The organism is Flavobacterium aestuarii, from assembly GCF_040049115.1.
Classification (GTDB): Bacteria; Bacteroidota; Bacteroidia; order Flavobacteriales; family Flavobacteriaceae; genus Flavobacterium; species Flavobacterium aestuarii.
This window is the reverse complement of sequence record NZ_JBDLZZ010000004.1, coordinates 22,021-41,792: the sequence shown is the minus strand read 5'-3', so window position 1 is coordinate 41,792 and position 19,772 is coordinate 22,021. Positions and strand designations below refer to the sequence as shown.

The 19,772-nt window shown below is 34.2% G+C and carries 11 protein-coding genes; 1 reads left to right on the top strand and 10 read right to left on the bottom strand.

The genetic code is table 11. The features are described 5' to 3' along the window. Positions 1-4: 4 nt before the first annotated feature. The 10 genes from ABEG11_RS05160 to ABEG11_RS05115 all read right to left on the bottom strand — a co-directional run bounded on the left by ABEG11_RS05160 (position 5) and on the right by ABEG11_RS05115 (position 18,329). On the bottom strand, positions 5-2,479 hold the full coding sequence (locus ABEG11_RS05160) for a glycoside hydrolase family 31 protein (RefSeq protein WP_348823135.1): 2,475 nt from the start codon (positions 2,477-2,479) through the stop codon (positions 5-7). A 55-nt stretch (positions 2,480-2,534) separates the two neighbouring features. Beyond that, on the bottom strand, positions 2,535-5,129 hold the full coding sequence (xyl3A, locus tag ABEG11_RS05155) for a xylan 1,4-beta-xylosidase (protein WP_348823134.1): 2,595 nt from the start codon (positions 5,127-5,129) through the stop codon (positions 2,535-2,537). 49 nt (positions 5,130-5,178) lie between these two features. Next, positions 5,179-6,756, bottom strand: coding sequence for a glycoside hydrolase family 43 protein (locus tag ABEG11_RS05150; RefSeq protein ID WP_348823133.1), 1,578 nt, complete (start codon positions 6,754-6,756; stop codon positions 5,179-5,181). Between the two features lie 29 nt (positions 6,757-6,785). After that, on the bottom strand, positions 6,786-7,745 hold the full coding sequence (locus ABEG11_RS05145) for a glycoside hydrolase family 43 protein (protein ID WP_348823132.1): 960 nt from the start codon (positions 7,743-7,745) through the stop codon (positions 6,786-6,788). Positions 7,746-7,803: 58 nt separating this feature from the next. Further along, positions 7,804-10,320 (bottom strand): glycoside hydrolase family 31 protein, encoded by a 2,517-nt coding sequence (locus ABEG11_RS05140; RefSeq protein WP_348823131.1) that lies wholly within the window; start codon positions 10,318-10,320, stop codon positions 7,804-7,806. Between the two features lie 89 nt (positions 10,321-10,409). After that, on the bottom strand, positions 10,410-11,198 hold the full coding sequence (locus tag ABEG11_RS05135; RefSeq protein WP_348823362.1) for a glycoside hydrolase family 97 C-terminal domain-containing protein: 789 nt from the start codon (positions 11,196-11,198) through the stop codon (positions 10,410-10,412). After that, a complete protein-coding gene (locus ABEG11_RS05130; RefSeq protein ID WP_348823130.1) occupies positions 11,146-12,348 on the bottom strand; it encodes a glycoside hydrolase family 97 N-terminal domain-containing protein in 1,203 nt (400 codons plus the stop codon). Before ABEG11_RS05130 ends, ABEG11_RS05135 begins: the two co-directional genes overlap by 53 nt. Before the next feature lie 711 nt (positions 12,349-13,059). Then, a complete protein-coding gene (locus tag ABEG11_RS05125) occupies positions 13,060-13,251 on the bottom strand; it encodes a hypothetical protein (RefSeq protein ID WP_348823129.1) in 192 nt (63 codons plus the stop codon). 321 nt (positions 13,252-13,572) lie between these two features. Continuing rightward, entirely contained in the window at positions 13,573-15,852 is a 2,280-nt protein-coding gene (locus ABEG11_RS05120; protein ID WP_348823128.1) for a glycoside hydrolase family 127 protein, read from the bottom strand. Between the two features lie 20 nt (positions 15,853-15,872). Further along, positions 15,873-18,329 (bottom strand): glycoside hydrolase family 95 protein, encoded by a 2,457-nt coding sequence (locus tag ABEG11_RS05115; RefSeq protein ID WP_348823127.1) that lies wholly within the window; start codon positions 18,327-18,329, stop codon positions 15,873-15,875. A gap of 556 nt (positions 18,330-18,885) precedes the next feature. Here ABEG11_RS05115 and ABEG11_RS05110 point away from each other — a divergent pair. Further along, the gene (locus ABEG11_RS05110; protein ID WP_348823361.1) at positions 18,886-19,551 is read left to right on the top strand and encodes an NUDIX hydrolase; all 666 of its coding nucleotides are present in this window, start codon (positions 18,886-18,888) and stop codon (positions 19,549-19,551) included. The last annotated feature ends 221 nt before the right edge of the window (positions 19,552-19,772 follow it).

The following is a 19,772-nucleotide window of genomic DNA, read 5'->3' as shown; positions in this document are numbered from 1 at the left end:
TTTTTTACAATTTAATTGAAACCTCATTCCCGTTATAACTAATAACTTTGTCAATTTGTTCACTTGCCGTATCTGATATTCCTGTTTTTGAAGAAGCTTTGACAACTTTAAATTTTCGCTCTTTTAACATTCCGGAAAAAGATCCTTTTTGCTTACTAACAGTCAATGTTTTTTTCAAATCATTCCACTTAAATGTAATTGTTGCATATTTTCCTTTTTCATAATTATAATTATCTCCTTCATCTTCATAAAGGGTAAATTCGCCATCAGCTCCTTCGTAAATTCTAATTTCAAGGTCGTCCCATTTCTTTTCATTAACATATTGCACTTTAGGTCCTATTGGAATTATGGAACCTGCTTTTACAAATAATGGAATTTTATCTATTGTTGTTTCCTGTTCCATCTCCTGCCCGCCATTGTATTTATTATTTGTCCAGAAGTCATACCAGATTGCACCTGCCGGCAAATAAACTTTTTTCGATTTTTTCTGAGTGAAATCAACAGCCAGTGTTTTAGGTTTATCAGAAGTGTCTTTTTTATCCCAGCCGGTATCTTCATTTGTTTTTACAATTGTCTCTGGAGTATATTGTGCATTGATCACCGGAGCTACCAATATCGACTGACCAAATAAATACTCACTATTCATGTCTTTTACTTTATCATCTTCAAAATCCATCATTAAAGCACGCAACATGCTCGATTGTCCAGTGGTAACTTTCCAGGCATTCGAATAAATATAAGGCAGTAAGGCATAACGCAAATTAATGGTCTTCTCGATTGCATCATAAACCGTTTCTCCTTTTTGACCAAATTGATAGATTTCTCTGGGAATATCCGTACCGTGGGAACGCATCATTGGAGTAAAGGCTCCAAATTGCAGCCATCTTACATATAATTCCTGATAGGCCGGATTTTTAGCTCCCGAACCGGCATATTCGCCTTTGTTATAGGCTCCTGCAAAAAAACCTCCAATATCAGTATTCCAATACGGGATACCACAGAGAGAGAAATTGAGTCCGGCAGGTATTTGTTTGCGCAACATATCCCATGTAGAATTAACATCGCCAGACCAGGTGTTCGCTCCGTAACGCTGTTGACCAGCAAAGGCCGAACGGGTCAAAATAAAAACCCTTTTATCTGATGATACTTCACGCTGATGCGTATAAACCCCACCAACGGTCATTAATGGAAAAGCATTTCTAACCTTTCTGAATGATCCTAAAAATGTTTTATTATCAAAATCTTTTGGTTTAAAGTCTAAATGATCAGGTTCTGTAGAATCCATCCACCAGCCGTCGATTCCAAAAGAAAACAATCCTTTATTGAGGTATTTCCAGTAAATATCCCTTGCTTCGGGATTATAAGGATCATAAACCTGCACTCCTGAAGGAAAGTTCATATCAGGTGGCCAGACATCTTTTCCGGACTGAGGCCAGGTTTGAAAATCCATCAGCATATTTTTTTCTTTCAGCTCCTGAAATTGAGGTGTTTTGGGTCCAAAAGATGACCAGATTGATATAATCAGGTGTGCATTCAGATTGTGAATATCATCAACCATTTGCTGCGGTTTCGAAAATTCAGGATTTAAAAAATTCATACCATTCCAATGATAATTATCGCCCCAATACTGCCAATCCTGAATAATACCATCAAGAGGAACTCCTAAATCACGGTACTTTTTTACCACCTCAACCGTTTCATTTTGGCTTTTATACCGCTCGCGGCTTTGCCAGAAACCAAAAGTCCATTTAGGAAACATCGGTACCTGACCTGTCAAGCTACGCATATTAGCAATTACTCCGTCAGCATTCCCTCCACCCATAAAATAGTAGTCAACTCCGTCTCCAACTTCTGATTTAAAAGAAGTTTCTTCCGGATTATCGCTAAAATCAGTTGGTGAATAATTATCCCAAAACAGTCCATATCCTTTATCCGATTGAAAAAAAGTGACAAAATCCCACGTATTATTCTGCACCATGTGGACTTTTTGATTTCGCTGCGACATTTTTCCATTTTGAAGAATTCCAAGGCCATAAACAGATTCTTTTTTGTCCAGAATAAAAGATTGCGTTACTGTATACGTTTTGCTTCCAGTATCATTAAAATCAGTAAAAACGGTACCTGATTCTTTTTCGTTCAACAATGCTTTTCCGGTATGGCTTGTAAATGAAACGCTTCCGGTATTACTATTAAGAATAACTTGCAAAGCATCTGTTTTTAGTAAAATCTTATCCGCTTTTTTATCAATGCTAAATTTTGTCTTTTCCGGGTTTTTAATTACCGACAAACTTTTTTTCTGAAAATTGTCTTTTTCAGGATATTTGATCACTCTGACAATTTGAGGACTGTAAACCTGAATTTCTACAACTGTTGCATTAATGACTGCTTTTAATCCTAATTGTGTTTTTTGATAAGATTGAGCTTTAGCTGCTAAGCTCATTAAAAATATGGTCAGTAATGTGAAATATACCTTTTTCATAAACAAAAGTTTTTTTAATATTATAAATTCTTACAATCAAATTAATGATTTGAATTTACTGAATTGAAATTTTTAGAATTTTTAAATCTTTAGGATCTGAGCTATTCCCATAATGAACTTCGTATTCTCCCTGAACTACATTCATCTGATTGATTTTTGTATCATAGAATTCAAATGAAGATGCCGGCAAATCTATAGTTGCATTCTGCTTTTCACCTGCTTTTAAATTGATTCGTTTAAAAGCTTTTAATGTTTTTAAAGGACCGTCAGTATCATTTACCTTTCTCACATACACCTGAACAATTTCAGTTCCTTCACGCTTACTGGTATTTTGTATTGGAAAACTTAACTGTGTATTTTCAGTTGGTTTTATATTTGTTTTACTCAATTTACCTGCTCCAATATTAAATTTAGAATAGCTTAAACCATAACCAAAAGGGAATAAAACATCTGTAGTGTATCTGTAAGTGCGATTCTTCATAGAATAATCTTCGAAATTACCTAGTATATCTGAATTTTTATAAAATGAAACCGGAAGCTTTCCTGAAGGATTATAATCTCCAAAAAGTACATCTGCAACAGCCTGACCTCCGGATTCACCCGGATACCATGCCTGTAAAATGGCTTCACAGCTTGAAGTTTCAGGTGTTAAAGCGATAGCTGAACCTGAACAGTTTACAAAAATTACTTTTTTACCTGCAGCTTTTAATTCTTTTAAACATTTTCTCTGAACAGCCGGAAGTTCAATATTGGTACGGTCACCATCTTTAAAGCCGGGATAAGAAACAGGCATTTCTTCACCTTCAAGCAAAGTCGAAAGTCCGCCAACAAAAACCACAGTATCAATCCCTTTTAATTTTTGGATTAGTTTGCTGAAATCTACATCAAAACCTTTTCCAAAATCGAATTCAAGATTAGCCTGCCAATTGTTTGACTGCGCATACAGAATTTCAATTTTATATTTTTTCCCGGCTTCAACAACAAATGGGATATTGGATGGTACCGTTCTCCAATTGTTATATTTTGAAATTGATTTACCATTAACCAGTAGTTCAAAAGCTCCGGTAATACCCGTTTTAAATACAAGTGTATCGTTTTGTTTCGCTGTATATTCTGCTTCGTATTTTGCAGAAAAACCTTCCAATTTAACTCCTGAAGCAAACTCGTGCTGACCTGCAGTTGTCATCTTCATTGGATTTACAATTTGTTGGGATATAACCCTCGCTCCTTCTCTGTTGGGATTATTCCAATAAGTAGCTTTCATTCCTTTTTTACCTTCAAATGAAATTTGGTCAAAATAGGTCTGAGTCACTTTATCTTCTACTAAATCACAGGCTTTGTCATAAACGATTTTATCTGCTCCCATTTTAGATTCGATTCCGCTTTTGATCGTAATTGTTCTAACCGGTGTACCATTATAATTTCCCCATAACATTGGCTCATTATCTGCATTTGGACCAATAAGTCCGATCTTGCCAGCCGTTTTATTTAAAGGAAGAATATTATTTTTATTTTGCAGAAGCGTCATCGTTTTTTGAGCCATTTCAAGTGCTAATTGCTGATGCTCTTTACTATTAAGCACCGATGCAGGAATTTTTGTCCACGGTACAATGGCATCATCATCCATTTCTCCTAAGTCAAAACGGCCTGTTAGAACACGTAGCAGGCTTTTATCAATATCTGATTCTTTGATTAAATCTTTTGCCACAGCCTTTGGGAGTTCTTTAAAAGGATATTTTTCCCAAACACATTCTACGTCAGTTCCTGCAAGTACCGCTTTGGAAGCAGCATGTACAGCATCTGATGAAACTTTGTGAGTGGTGTAAAAATCTGTAACTGCTCCGCAATCTGAAACAACTAAATATTTAAATCCCCATTCGTCACGCAAAATACGCTGCAAAAGGCGGGTATTGCTGCAGCAAGGTTCATCGTCCACACGCTGATAGGCACACATTACCTGACGTACATCGGCATCCTGTACTAATGATTTGAAGGCAGGCAGATAAGTTTCATATAATTCACGTGGATTTACATTATTGAGATTCAGTTCGTGTCTGCTCCATTCAGGTCCGGAGTGAACGGCATAGTGTTTTGCACACGCTAAAAGTTTACGGTATTTAGCATCTGCCGGGCCTTGTAATCCTTTTACAACAGAAATTCCCATTCGGGAAGTTAAATAAGGATCTTCGCCATAGGTTTCCTGACCACGTCCCCAACGCGGATCCCTAAAAATATTGACATTAGGAGTCCATACTGAGAGACTTAAAAAGCGTTTGTTTTCGTTTGCGCTCTGAATCCACTGATTGTATTTTGCCCTTGCTTCATCCGATACCGCATCAAATACTTTATAAACAAACTGATCGTCAAATGAGGCAGCCATACCAATAGGTTCCGGAAAAACAGTTACATTATCATTATTTGCATATCCGTGTAATGCTTCACTCCACCAGTTAAATTTTTTAATGCCAAGTCTCGGAATAGCATCAGACTGATCGCACATCAATACTGCTTTTTCTTCAAGTGTCAATCTTGAAATTAAATCCTTAGCCCTTTGCTCTGAGCTCAGAGAAGGATTCTGAAAAGGATATTGCTGTGCATTTAAGCTGAATATTGAAAACAAAGTTATAATGATGAGATTATTGATTTTCATATTTTGGTTTCAGAGAGTTAATAGCTATGTTTTAGATAAAGCGCAGAAATTAATTTGCCTTTGAAATTTTATCATCAATATTGAAATAATCAAAATCTACAAGTCCGCCTGTATTTTTTGTAGCATAATTGAATAGTCCAAATCGATATCCCATAAAATGCGGAATGGTGTAAGGTAGTTTTATTGTATTACCAATGCTGATCCATTTTTTTCCGTCCAGACTGTAAAAAAATCTTCCTGTATCAGCCCTGTCTTTGAAATTACATTCTGCTTTAAAATATATTTTATCCTGATTTAAAGAAACACTTTCGATTTCTTTTGTAGTTCCTTTTTCAGCAGCTGTCATTATCATTTTCTTTACACCGTTTTCCACTTTTACAGCTACAAAACCAAAATCTTTTTGCAATAATGAAAGTCCGGCAATATCGCCCTCTTTCATTTTAGATATATCTATCAATGTAGATGCGGAACATTCAGGACCAAAAGTTCTTTGGGTCAAAGTGTTTTTAGCCTGAAGAAAACTGCTGTCGATTCGGCCTGTTTTTAATCGTAAATAGCCTTTTCTTTCTTTGAGGGACCAAAGTGAATTATCAGGATTATGATTCCACTGCCACACCAATGGCAGCTCATTTTTTCCATTTTTTCGGGTAAAATCATCAGAGTTCACAATATCCGGAATAAGACTTTTATTTGCTGGTAAATCCAGATATTCAGGCACTTTTCCATTTTCTCCCAATACAGGCCATTCATTTTCCCATTTTACAGGAACCAGATAAGGAATACGGCCAACACCACCGTAATCTCTAAACAAGTAAGAATACCATTTTCCATCAGGTGTATCAATAAGTCCGCCTTGCGCAACGCCTAAATCCTGCAAGCCTATTCTGCCTTCCCACGGACCTGTTATTTTATCTGCCCGATGTATCACTACGGTACGCATCCCTCCTTTTGGCCAGCAAATATTAAACAAATAATATTTTCCTTTAATTTTAAAAAGCTGAGAGCCTTCTGACGGCAGCATTATATTGTCTCCTGCGGGCGCATGTGCATTTTCGATTAAAACTCTTTTTGTTTCTACTTTAACAGCTGAAAGGTCATTTTGCAATTCTATAATCTCGATTTTTCCTGCTCCCCAAACCAGGTAAACCTTACCATCATCATCAAATAATAGCGAATGATCATGGTAAGAATTATTTAAAACAATTCTTTTCCAAGGGCCTTTTTCAATATCTTTTGTTGAAAATATGTATGTTTTACCTGTTGTTCCTGAAAAAGTGCTTACATAATAAGTCCCATTATGATAACGAAGGCTGCTTGCCCATGAACCACGCCCGTAATCATTTTTTTCATTATCAAGATTCAGTTTATCACCATCGTTTTCCAATATTTCGTATGCATAACTAACCAGTTTCCAGTTTATCAAATCCTTCGATTTCATAATGGGCACTCCGGGATTCATGTGCATTGTAGTGCTGCTCATGTAATACGTATCTCCTACCCTAATCATAGATAAATCAGGTACATCTGCATAAATTACAGGATTTGTGGCTGTCGTTTTTTGAGAAAATGCTGTCGTTTGCATAATTAAAATCAGGCAGGTAAAAATGATACTAATTTTATTTTTCATCGTATAAATTTGAATCTAAGGTGTATATTTTATTTTACCTTGGCTACGCCTTCAGTTGTCTGCAGAATTTTTTGAATCGTTCCGTCCTCATTATAATACATATAGTCAACACAAACAGAACGTCTATAACTACCGCCAGTAGGGAGACTTCCATTATGGTAAAAAAAGTATGATTTCCCTTTATAGTCAATAATACCTGGATGGGTAGTAAAACTATTTGTTACATTATCTTGGATAATACCTTGATAAGTCCATGGTCCCGCTGGATTTGGAGCTGTGCAGTATTCTATCATTTCTGGTTTTGTACCAACACTTGGATAAACTAGATAGTAAAGATTTTTTCTTTTATAAACCCATGGTCCTTCAATGTAATTTTTAGGTTTAAAAGTGGTGATAGGTCCGTCCATTTCGATCATATTGTCTTTAAGTTTTACCCATTTACAGCTTCCATTACCCCAAAATAAATAAGCTTGTCCGTCATCATCTACAAATACGGTGGGGTCAATATCGTCCCAGGCGTATGTCATATCTGTAGTCATTTCGTTTATTACAAGAGCCTTACCAATGGCATCTTTAAAAGGACCTGTAGGACTGTCAGAAACCGCTACACCTATTGCGGCACCGCCAGCGCTTACATCATCTTTTTTGTGAAACGTAGAAACAAACCAGTAAAACTTTCCTTTTCTCTCAACACACTGCGCAGCATAAGCATCCCCGGTAGCCCACGAAAATGTACCTGGCGAAAGCAGTGCTCCATGATCTTTCCAAGTTGCCATGTCTGTTGTAGAAAATACGTGCCAATCGGACATTTTATAATTAGTATCATGTTCTGTTGCTACATCATGCCCTGTATACAAATACAGTATGCCTTTATGTACAAGAGGTGAAGGATCTGCAGTAAAAATATTTTTTATAATAGGATTTTGCGCCGTCACTTTAATCATTGACAAACCACAAAATACCAATAGAATTTTAATCTTAAATTTCATATTATCAGTTTTTTAGTTTCTAATTATTATCTATCCTTATTTCAGTTTTAATCTGAAATTACTTTTTTACCACTACTTGCTTACCTGTATATTCTATTGTTTTAACAGTATTATCATTCTGTTTTCCAGACATCCATACAATATTCATTGCATACACCTTTGTCTGATCTTGGTAATTACCAATTTGTTTACCTATAGTCAAGCTTTGATTCTTTTCATTCCAAATCATTGGAATTTCAATATATTTTCCTTTTTCATAATTGTAATTATCTCCTTCATCATCATAAAGAGTAAACTCAGCATCTTTGCCTGTATACACACGCACTTCAAGAATATCCTGCTTTGTTTGTGTATTTTGAACGGCATTCCCCATAGGCACAATTGAGCCTTCTTTTACAAAAACCGGAATTTTATCTAATGGAGCCGGAGCAGCTATAGTTTGCCCACCTTCAAATCGTTTACCAGTCCAGAAGTCATACCAGGCAGTATTATTTGGTAAATAAACATCCCAATTAGTAACATCGGGAGCTGTGACCGGTGCTATCAAAAATGCTTTACCAAACATATACTCATAAGCTTGGCTGACAGCAATTGAATCATTATTGAAATCCATAATTAGTGGCCTCATTAAAGTTGAATTATTCTTGGATATTTGCCACGCTTCAGAATAAATATAAGGCAGCAGCTGATACCTAAGATTCATCATAGAACGCATATTATTCTCTACTTTTTCGCCATATTTCCAAGGTTCGGTTTCTGTTTGGTATCCATGAATACGGAATATTGGATTGAAAGTACCCCATTGGAACCAGCGGGTGAGTATCTCATGATACTTTTCGTCAGTATATTGTCCCTGACCTGGTCGGAAGAAACCACCTATATCAGTTGTCCAATAAGGCATACCTGTAAGATTATAATTTAGCCCTGCTTCTATTTGACGTTTATAGGTATCCCAGTCCCAACCGATATCCCCCGACCAATTGATGGTTCCATAACGCTGTTGTCCTAAAAAAGCTGAACGGGTAAGAATTGCTACACGTTTTTCTGGATTTGCATTTCTTTGACCTTCATAGACAGCCTTACTAACAAATAATGGATAGGTTAACCTATAAAAATCTCCCAGACCAAAATAAGTTTGTTTCCCTCTCAGTGCATCATTTTCGGGTTCAGTAGCATCCATCCACCAAGAATCCACACCAAGTGCAAATAAATTTTTATTGAGTGCGTTCCAATGTGCTTTTTGTGTTTCCGTATTAAAAATATCTATCCACGGACTATTGGGAATAAATAAATTTTTAGATAAATATTCCTTACCAATTTCTGATTCTTTATTCAGATTTTCCCAAACAGAAACCGAAAAATGAGCATTCAAATCATGAATCTCTTTTATGAATTTTTCTGGTTCAGGATAATGTGTTTCGTCAAATTTAGGCACTCCCCAACCATATTTCCCCCAATACTGCCAGTCCTGCACAATTACATCCACAGGCAAATTACGTTTTCTAAATTCTTTAATTGTAGAAACCAAATGCTCGCCAGAAGTATATCTTTCACGACATTGCCAGAAACCAAAAGCCCATTTTGGCAGCATAGGGACATTACCGGTTAGGCTGCGATAACCAGCGATAATTTCGTCTGTGTCTTTTCCCGAAAAAACTATATAATCAAGCGATTTAGCATTTGGTGAATTGAAAACCGTTTCATTATTAGAAAGTTTTAAACTAAGCGACGGTGTGTTACTCGATTTACAAACTACTTTGACAGTATGTGCTCCTGCTTTTAACTGAACTAATTTACTCACGGCCGGCGGCAACCATAAATTGGATTGATTGATTACATCTATATTATCAATAATAACTAAATGATTACTATCCATATCTCCAAGGTCAAGCATTAGAGAATATTCACCGTCTTTAGCCACAGAAAAACTGCCCGAATAAACGGATTGCTGTTGTGAAACCCTTTGCGTACCTGCTGTGGTTGTTACTTCAGCTTCTCGATTTTCGTCTTGGTTTATAGCATTTTTAACCAAAGGAATATTTTGGTTAGTTGGATTAAAATAAGTCAGACCATATTGGTGCCATAAAAGTCCATATCCCTTATTGGACACCAAAAATGGAATAGCAATCTGTGAATTTACCTGAATTAACTTTCGAGTAATATTTTTTAAATTATAAAAACCATCTTGAAATTGTCCTAATCCAAACAAATATTCATTTTGTGGAGATTCAAATCCCTGTTCGGCCACAAAACAAGTTTCTCCCATGATGGTACTAGGTTTCATTAACCTCGAATTTACCTTCTCGGAAAGAAACACTTTACCGGATTTATCGCTATACTGAATAGTACTTGTTTTTTTATCAAATGCAACTGTTATTGCTTTTGTGCTCAATTTTAAACTCGTTGCACTTTCTTTTAATGTAAAACCGGGAACTTTAGGTTTATTAATGAAAACAAACTCTTGAGCTTCTTTTGAATTTCCAATTTCGTATTGCACCCGTATTAATTTTTCAGTAAGAGGAATTATGTTAAGTACGCCTTCAGATAATTCTATTGATAGTCTATCCGTAGTCAAAATGTGCTTTTTATACTGCTGTGCACTAATTGAACAGGAGAATAAACCTAAAATTAAAATGTATATGAATCTTTGCATTTTGATACTGCTTAATTTTGTATTGGATTTAAAGAAACAACAAAACCTCCTCTGCGAAGTAATTTTACCTCAACAGCCGAATTTTTATTTACTTCAATTACCTGTGAATTAAAATCCTTGTCGTGTCTCCCGTCTGCAATTATAACTACACGATAACTAACACCTTCTTTCAAAAAAACCAGCTTTATTTTTTTTGTTTTTTCTTCGCGTTCAGAGGCATTAATACCTCCTATATACCAAGAATCCCCTTTTTGGCGCGCTATAGTAACTTCTTGTCCAGGATAGCCATCAAGAAGTTTCGTATTGTCCCAAGCTGTGGGTACTTCTTTCAAAAAAGTTTTTACCTCATCCGGCAGTTCATAATAACCTTCCGGTCTGTCTGCTAAATGCTGCAATGGGGATTCAAAAATTATAGAAAGAGCAAGCTCATGCCCATAAGAAGTATGATGCGGAAACTGAGAATTCGTAAAAGTCACAGGAGTATAATCCATCGCTCCGACTACATTTCTTGTAAAGGGCAAAACGGTGTTATGCTCTGGTGCTGTTATAGAAAATTCAGGGCCATTATTATACCATTCGGCTCCACGTACTGCTTCATAAGTCATTAAATTAGGAAAAGTCCGTGACCAACCCCGTGGTACAATACACCCATGAAAATAGACCATCATTTCAAACTGGGCAGCATCCTCCAAAATATCAAGGTAATATTTTATCATATCTTGTTTTTCACTTTCAAAAAAATCGACTTTAACTCCAGCAACACCTAATTTTTTTGAGCTTTGTAAATTCTTCCACCCTATTTTTATGAGTAAGCATTCTGTCTTTTGGAGTAGAAGACACCCAGGTATGATCTCCGCCGGAGTTATACCACATCAATGGTTTTATTCCTTTTGAATATATGTATTTTAAAGCATCTTCAAGATTTCCCCCATTGCCCATTCCGTCCCATTCCCAATCCAAAAGTGTATAAGGCCAATTCATATTTACTGCTAAATCGGCAAACTCACATACTGTTTTATAATCTTTAGTTCCGTGGTTACTTGACCAGTAATTCCAAGATACTTTACCCGGTTTTATCCATTGAGTTGTTTTAAAACGAGTTGGGGTTGACACATCTTCAACCAATGTACTCTCTACAATATCTGCTAAACTTCCGATAGTAATTACCCTCCAAGGTGATTTCCATGGCAACGAAATACTTGGATTTGACAAACCCGTCCCTCTGGCGTCTTTAGGGTCAGGGAATGTAAGCTTATAGGTATTTATATCTTGGGCATTACTGAGTTTTGTCCCACAATAACTGCGATCTAAATCAGCCTCATGTAACAGAAACCAACATGATTTATCAACCGAGTTAAATAGTGCTGGATAACACCAATCCTGCTGCTGTATTTTATCATCACTAGAAACTGCATATAAACCTTCATTGGCAGGATTCCATTTCTCTAACCATCGTTTACTTTCCTTAGGTATTTGATAAGCTGTTAATTCTTCTTCTATAGTAAACGAACCCTTTTTTTCGGGAAATTCATATCGAAATGTAACTCCATCATTATAGGTTCTTATAATTAAATTTAATTTAGCCTTACCAGGATTTTCAAACGAGACAATTATTTCATTGGCTTCATTATCACGAACTAATTTTTTACCAAAAGGAAGTTCATAATGTTCTTTTATCATTTTGAGCTTAGATGCTTTTAGAAAAAGAAGTTCTTTTGAAAATTTTTGATCGCTTCGAGAAAGCCCAAGATTTACTTTTGAAAGAATCTCGGATGTATTTTTATCAGTATGATATGATAGTTGCAAATACCATTCATCCTTATTATCACCCTTACTGGCATACAATGCTGCCTCAATTTTTTGATTTGGAGATTTTAGCATTATTTTTTGTGCCCAAGTAAGACAAGAAAAAAATATAACGACAAGCACTAAAATATTTTTTAACTTCATGATTTTAAATAATTCATTTTCTGTATAATTTCTCCCTCCCTATATTCTGTCTCAAAAGAATAATAATTCAAATATATTTGTTAAAACCGGATAAGAATTACTAACCTGTTACACATGCTTTACACTACGTTACATAAAAATTAAATATGTATAATCACTAATATTAATTACATTTTCCTGAAAATCATACCATATAAAAGAGCATATCATAATAAATAGGACTAAAAACACAAAATAGCCCCCCTTACTAATTATCATTATTCTTGTAAAAAAAATTACTTACAATAACATTCTTTATGTGTGGATATATAACGGTAATTGAAGCCGAATTCAACTAAAAAGCATCAAACGATATTTGTTTTTTGGCTAAAAAAACTCAAATGATTTTTCAATAAAATCTATATGCAGTAAAAATGAAACAGGTGTTTTCAAAAATTATTTATGATAACAGAGAAAATAAAAGTCTAAAAGCGCTTTCACCTTGATTTACATAAATCCCATAGTATTTATTTTACAGTCGATTTAACCATTGGGCGCTGTGTTTACTTCACCTTCATAATTATCATAACCAAAGAATTTATTTTCACATCCTTCAATGGTTACATTGATAATTCAACCATTTACATCTTCAGGAAAAACACAAGACCAAAACACTTCATAAGATGTTATTTTTTACATCCCGATTTATTTTACATTTATTTTTTAAAACATTTATTTGCTTACCAGGGAAATAACATTTCCTTTATTAGTGTGCATATCAACAAGGATAGTTGTTTTAATATTAAACGGTTTTATTTTTGATTCTGAAGATATTAATACGGCTGGCGTTTCATTAACAAAATAAAACGGGTTAAGATTTTCTCCATTTGCGACTGCCAGTTCAGCTCCTGACTTTTGTTTCATAGTAATTTGGCAGCCGCAATCCTAGATTCCCGCCATGTGCTTATTTGATAACTAATTTTGTAAATTTGGAATCTTTCCATTTCAATGGAAGATATGGGTTAGCTATTACTTGATGAGCAAAGACATTTTGGATGATTTCTTTTCAGAAAGTACTTTGTCTTATCCTTTTACATAAGTTAAACCTTGCAATGATATAGCCATACATGCAAAAATTATATTACGCCTTTTCATCGTAATTCTAATTTATTATACACTCTCTTTTAGAAAATAATCCATTATAGATCAAACACATTTGTTTTTATTCCTCTATATTTTATTCGTTTATTTTACAATTCTCAATTGACAAAACTTTGGGCTATTATTTCCTTCCTTAGCCACTATTTTAACATTAACAACTTCAAGTTTATCAATATTTATTCTAATCATTTTCTTTTCTAAAGAAACTATCTCAACTGGCTTTTCGTTAATAAGAATATTAATATTATCCATTTTCAATTCATCCAAAATACTTATGTCTAAAAACTTTCCCTGATTATTTTTATTCAACATTTGATACGAAATATAGGAACGTGTACTTCTCCAAAACTTACCATCATCATAACCGGAATTACTTTTTTCACCTTTATAAAGATGATCTACTTCAGGTTGTTGTTCCCCACAATTTATTTTATCAACTGTTTTAGCTTCAACAGCCATAGCTTCAATCTCCTGTTGTTTCAATAATGCTTGTTTTTCTTTATATTCATCTTTTGAATAGGTTTGAAAATACATTTGATAACGAGCATCATGCACTTCGAAGAAAGGCTCTAATTCTAATGAATCTAAACTAAAACGCATATTACCCAACTCCTTAAGCTTTGAAACATAAGCCGATTTTTCACCCACTAATGCGTATGCTTTGTCTAAAGGAATATACTTTCCTCTTGTTGCATGTCCCATTCGGCTATTATCAGCAAATAATCCATCTAATCCTTCAGTAGATGTTTTGGCGGCTAATACAATCGGTCCATTGACAAAAGCTCTCCAGTTTGATCCATCAGGCAGACTTTCTAAATGTGTAGAAGTTTTAAATTTAATGGTTATCTTATCACCTGATTTCCATTTTCTGGAAATCGCAACATAAGCAGAAGGTTTAGATTCTATTTTTTGTGCTTTTCCATTCACCAAAATTTCGAAATTTTCAGCCCATTTTGGATAACGAATATTCAAAACAAAGTTTTTAGAGTTCTTCAATTTTACTACTAATTCCGTATTGTTCTCATAAGGGAATCTTGTAGTTTGTTCTAACTGTATTCCTTTTTCTTCCCAGTTTAAAGTTGAAGGAATAAAAAGATTTACAAAAACATCATTATTCGAATGGCTATAAATTAATTCACCATATTTAGTATGATTTTCAAGTCCTGATCCTACACAGCACCACATACTTGTTTCTGGTTGAGAATATACACGATAATGGTTAGGTCGGATAGGTGTAAAATAAACAAATCCGCCTTTTTCAGGATGCTGACTAGATAAAATATGATTGTAAAGAGTACGCTCATAAAAATCAAGATAACTCACATCATTTTTATCCAAAAACAAAGCTCTACTCAAGCGTTCCATATTGTAGGAATTACAGGTTTCAGGACCTTGATTTGACTTCAACATACCGCTAAAATCATCTATTGGATTGAAATGCTCAGCCACACTATTCCCTCCAAAGGCTACACTACGCTTTTGCGTAACATTTTCCCAAAAAAACTGTACTGCGTCTGACCATTCTTTATTAGCTGAAAGTGTTGCAATTTTCTCAAAACCGATAACCTTAGGTATTTGTGTATTAGCATGCATACCCGTTAATTTATCCTCTTTTTTCAGAAGAGGATTCAAAAAAGCCTTGTGTGAAATTTTTTCAGCTGTTTGAAGGTATTTTTTATCTTTTGTAATAATATACAAATCGGCAAAAGATTCATTTATACCACCATGTTCTGTTTTTAAAATTTTTTCGATTTGCTCATCAGAAAGTGGACGAATTAATTCAATAAACCAATCTCCTAATTTTATTAAAATGACTTTTGCTTTTTCACTACCAGTATAATGATAAGCATCATTTAAACCTGCAAACAGTTTATGTATATTATAAATAGGAACCCAAGTATTATTCAATCCAAAACCACTGCCATCAATATCTCCATTATGAATTCGATCCCAAAAAACTTTTCCATTAGGAACTCCTCCTACATAACCATTACCATTTTTTTCCTGACAACGTTCCAATTCAGAAAGCATGTAATCTAATCTGTTTTTAAGTTCAGTATTTCCCGTAGAAGCATACATCATCGATAATGCTGAAAGGTAATGACCTCCAATATGTCCATCAAGTCCTATACTTTCCCAATTGTCATATCGATCAACTTTTGTAGGAATACCTGAAGCTATTAAATAAGGAGCTAAAAGTCTATCAGGGTTAAGCTCCAAAATATATTTAAGATCAACATCCTGCGCATTTTTAAATGGTCCTTCTTTAAGCCTTACTTGTTTCAAGTTAAATGATTGCATTTGAGCTAAGACAGAAGAAGCTATAAACAATACAACCAAACAATATAAAATTCTATATTTCATTTTAAGAAATTGCTATAAAATTATTTAATCAAAAAAGTATATGTTTTACCTTTCGTAGTCATTACATCATATAAATAAGAGGACTTAATATCTAAAGGTTTTATATCTGATTCTTTAGAAATAATAGGCTTTTCAATCTCCTCTAATTGATAAAACACATTTGAGTTAACTCCTGATGCTTTTTCCAAATTTTTATTGTCTTTTAAAACAATCTCATTTGGAGTTCTCAATCTTAAGTTTCCACCGAGATTAGATTGAATACTTACTGCAATTAATTTTCCCTGTTTCCATTTCAAATCCTTTATTTCAAAACCGCCTCTTGCTTTCAAACCGCTTATTTCCCCATATTCACTTAAAGCATCCGGTAAAGCCGGAAGCAACTGAATGGCACCATCTGAACTTTGCATTAGCATTTCGGTAATCCCTGAAGTACAACCAAAATTCCCATCAATTTGAAAAGGCGGATGTGCGTCAAAAAGATTATTATAAGTTCCTCCTCCTTCGTTTATTCCAAGCGGAGTTAATTGATTTTTTATCAATTTATAAGCATGATTTCCATCTTGCATTTTAGCCCACCAATTTATCTTCCATCCCATACTCCAACCAGTAGAAACATCTCCTCTTTGCAATAAGGTATTATTTGCAGCAGCAAAAAGTTCCGGAGTTCTATAAGCCGAAATTTGATTAGAAGGATATAAACCATATAAATGTGAAATATGACGATGATTATCTTTAGGATTATCTACATCATCTAACCATTCCTGCAATTGATTGTATTTCCCAATCTGCATGGGTGGTAACATTTTACGCATCGTTCTAAGGCTATCTGCAAATTCTTTATCTTTTCCTAACACTTCTGATGCCTTTATAGCCACACTAAAAACATCAAATACAATTTGATTATCCATAGTAGAACCCGCAGTTATTGCTGAACCTTGATGTGCTTTTGGCGCATTTTCAGGAGAATTTCCCGGAGCTACAACTAACCAACCATTTGCTGGATCCTTAACTAAAAAATCAGAATAAAAAATAGCTGCACCTTTCAAAACTTCATATACTGATTCAAGAAATTTTTTATCTCCGATATATAAATAATGCTCCCATAAATGCTGACTTAACCATCCTCCTCCAGCATTCCATACCCCCCATGTTGCACCATCAACCGGGCCATTTATTCTCCAAATATCTGTATTGTGATGTGCTACCCAGCCTCCGGCTCCATACATAACTTTTGCCGTTTCTTTTCCAGTCTCAGAAAGCTCTCGCACCATTTTTAATAAAGGTTCATGCATTTCAGACAGATTTGTCTTTTCGGCCGGCCAATAATTCATTTCTGTGTTAATGTTTATGGTATATTTACTGTCCCAAGCTGGCCTCATATTTCCATTCCAAATACCTTGTAAATTAGCTGGTTGTCCACCGGGTTGTGAAGATGAAATCAACAAATAACGTCCATACTGATAATACAAAGTCACAAATGAAGGATCTAATACATCTCTAAAATTAGCTAATCTTTGATCAGTTGGCAATTTAGATTCTTCTGTAGAACCTAAATCAAGTGTAACTCTTTTGAAATACTTTTGATAATTAGCAACATGAGACGTTTTCATCTTATCAAAATTCTTATTAAAAGCTTTATCCAAAAAGGATTTTGCCAGTTCACTTTCTTTACCACTAATATCCTTATAATTAACAAAGTTAGTTGCGATAGCAACATAGATTACTACTGAATTAGCTTTCTCTATTTTTATGGAACTATCAGTATGATGTACACTGCCTCCATCAACTTTAAATCTGGCAAGTGCATTGAAATTCACCTTTCCTTCTACTCCCTCATGATCACTGGTTGTACCCCAAAGCGAAAGTTCATTATTAGCATTAACCTCTAATTTTTGTTTTTTATGTTGAGAAGTAAAAGCTGCTGTAAAAGATAATTCCCCTGGTTTATCAGCAGAAAATCTAATCACTAAAACTCTATCGGGAAATGATGTAAAAGCTTCTCTCGTGTAAGTAATTCCATTTACTTTATATACAGTTTTTGCAATTGCTTTTTCAATATCAAGTTCCCGGTAATAATCTGTATAATTCTGTTGATTTGAAAAACTCAACTCTAAATTACCTACAGGCTGAAACATCTGCCCATGCGATTTTTTAGTTATTATATTTTCATTTATCAATTTTTCAGACTTTTTGTATTCTCCCTGAAATAAAAGGTTTCTTATTTCTCCTAAAGCATTTTTTGCATTGGGATTATCATTTCTGTTAGGACTTCCACTCCAAACGGTACCTTCATTCAATTGAATAATTTCATGTTCAGTATTCCCATATACCATAGCTCCAAGAAAGCCATTACCAATGGGCAGAGCATTTTCCCATGTTTCTCCTGATGGTTGATTGTACCATAGCTTAAGATCTCTGTTCTCTTGTGAGTATCCCGAAAATCCTAAAAACAAGAATGTTAAAAAAAAAGTCTTCATTGTAAATAATTAATCTGATTCTAAAATATATGTATTATCTCTGGATCCAGTGCCGTTGTTTGGTTTTTCACAATATTTGGTTATCTGTTCAAACCAAATTTATTGATACTGAAAATCAATGCTTTTATTTGTTTGTTTTGATAACATTCTGGTATAACTGCCTTCAAAAAAAATATAAATACTTATCAAATTCAGGCGCTTTTTATAAAAATTCAGTTTAAAAAAAACAGCATTTTCACAAATTAATCAACAATATTATAGACATAAAAATGAATAATTATCAAAAAAAAAAGCAAACACAAGCGATTGTGTAAAAATATATCATTTTTTTAAATCTCAAATAAAATAAGTGTTATTTACACAATTATTACATTTTCAGCAAAAAAAAGACCTAATCTCAATATTAATATAGTCATAGTGACAATATATAGTGTGTTTTTTAATATTTTTGCCTTATAAATTATAGTGCAACAGATTTTATTTTATAAAAAAAGTTCTTATTGTGACAGAAAACAAAAAAAACAAAAAGTTTAATAGAAATGAAACTACTTGGGTAATGCGAGACATTACTATTGACTGTGCAGTATTTGGCTATGACAACGGAAGCCTTAAAATACTTCTTGTACAGCATGGCGAAGGAGTTTCAATGGGTCAATGGGGGCTTCCCGGCGGATGGATTACTGAGAAAGAACATATAAAAGGCGCCGCCCACAGACTACTCAAAAAAATTACCGGACTTGATAAAATCTATCTTAAACAGCTAAAAGCTTTCGGTGCACCAAACCGCTATCCTACAGCACGGATTATCACTATTGGGTATTATGCCGTAATCAAACGCACAGATTACAACATCACAGCAGGCGGCAACATCTCTGACGCAAAATGGTACAACATTAAAGAGATACCTGAATTAGCTTTCGATCACGGTCAAATACTGGAGTATGCTCTTAAAAAACTTCGAAAAAAAGTTAAAAAAGCACCTATAGGTTTTTCATTACTTCCAAAAAAATTTACTTTACTTGAACTTATGCGTTTGTATGAAGAAATTTTAGGATACGAAATGGACAAGCCCAACTTTAGACGTAAGTTCCTGAATATGAAATTACTCAAAACCCTTCCAGAGAAACAGTTGAATACAAAATACAGGGCCGCACAGCTTTATGAATTTGATACTGAAATTTACGAAAAACTAACTAAAAAAGGATTCAGTTTCGAATTCTAACAGTAAACCAATATTCTCATTTGCAATCTATCGATTCAACTTTTGATAATACAAAAATAAAACATGGACACCGTAGTTTTAAACAGAAATTACATCTAAAAAAATCTTTAAAAAAAAATTACACAATTATCAATAAAAAACAAAGTTACCATATATATTAAGTGTATTTTTTACATTTATTGAATAAAATTAAATATTATTGATCGTTTTTACAGTTTTAT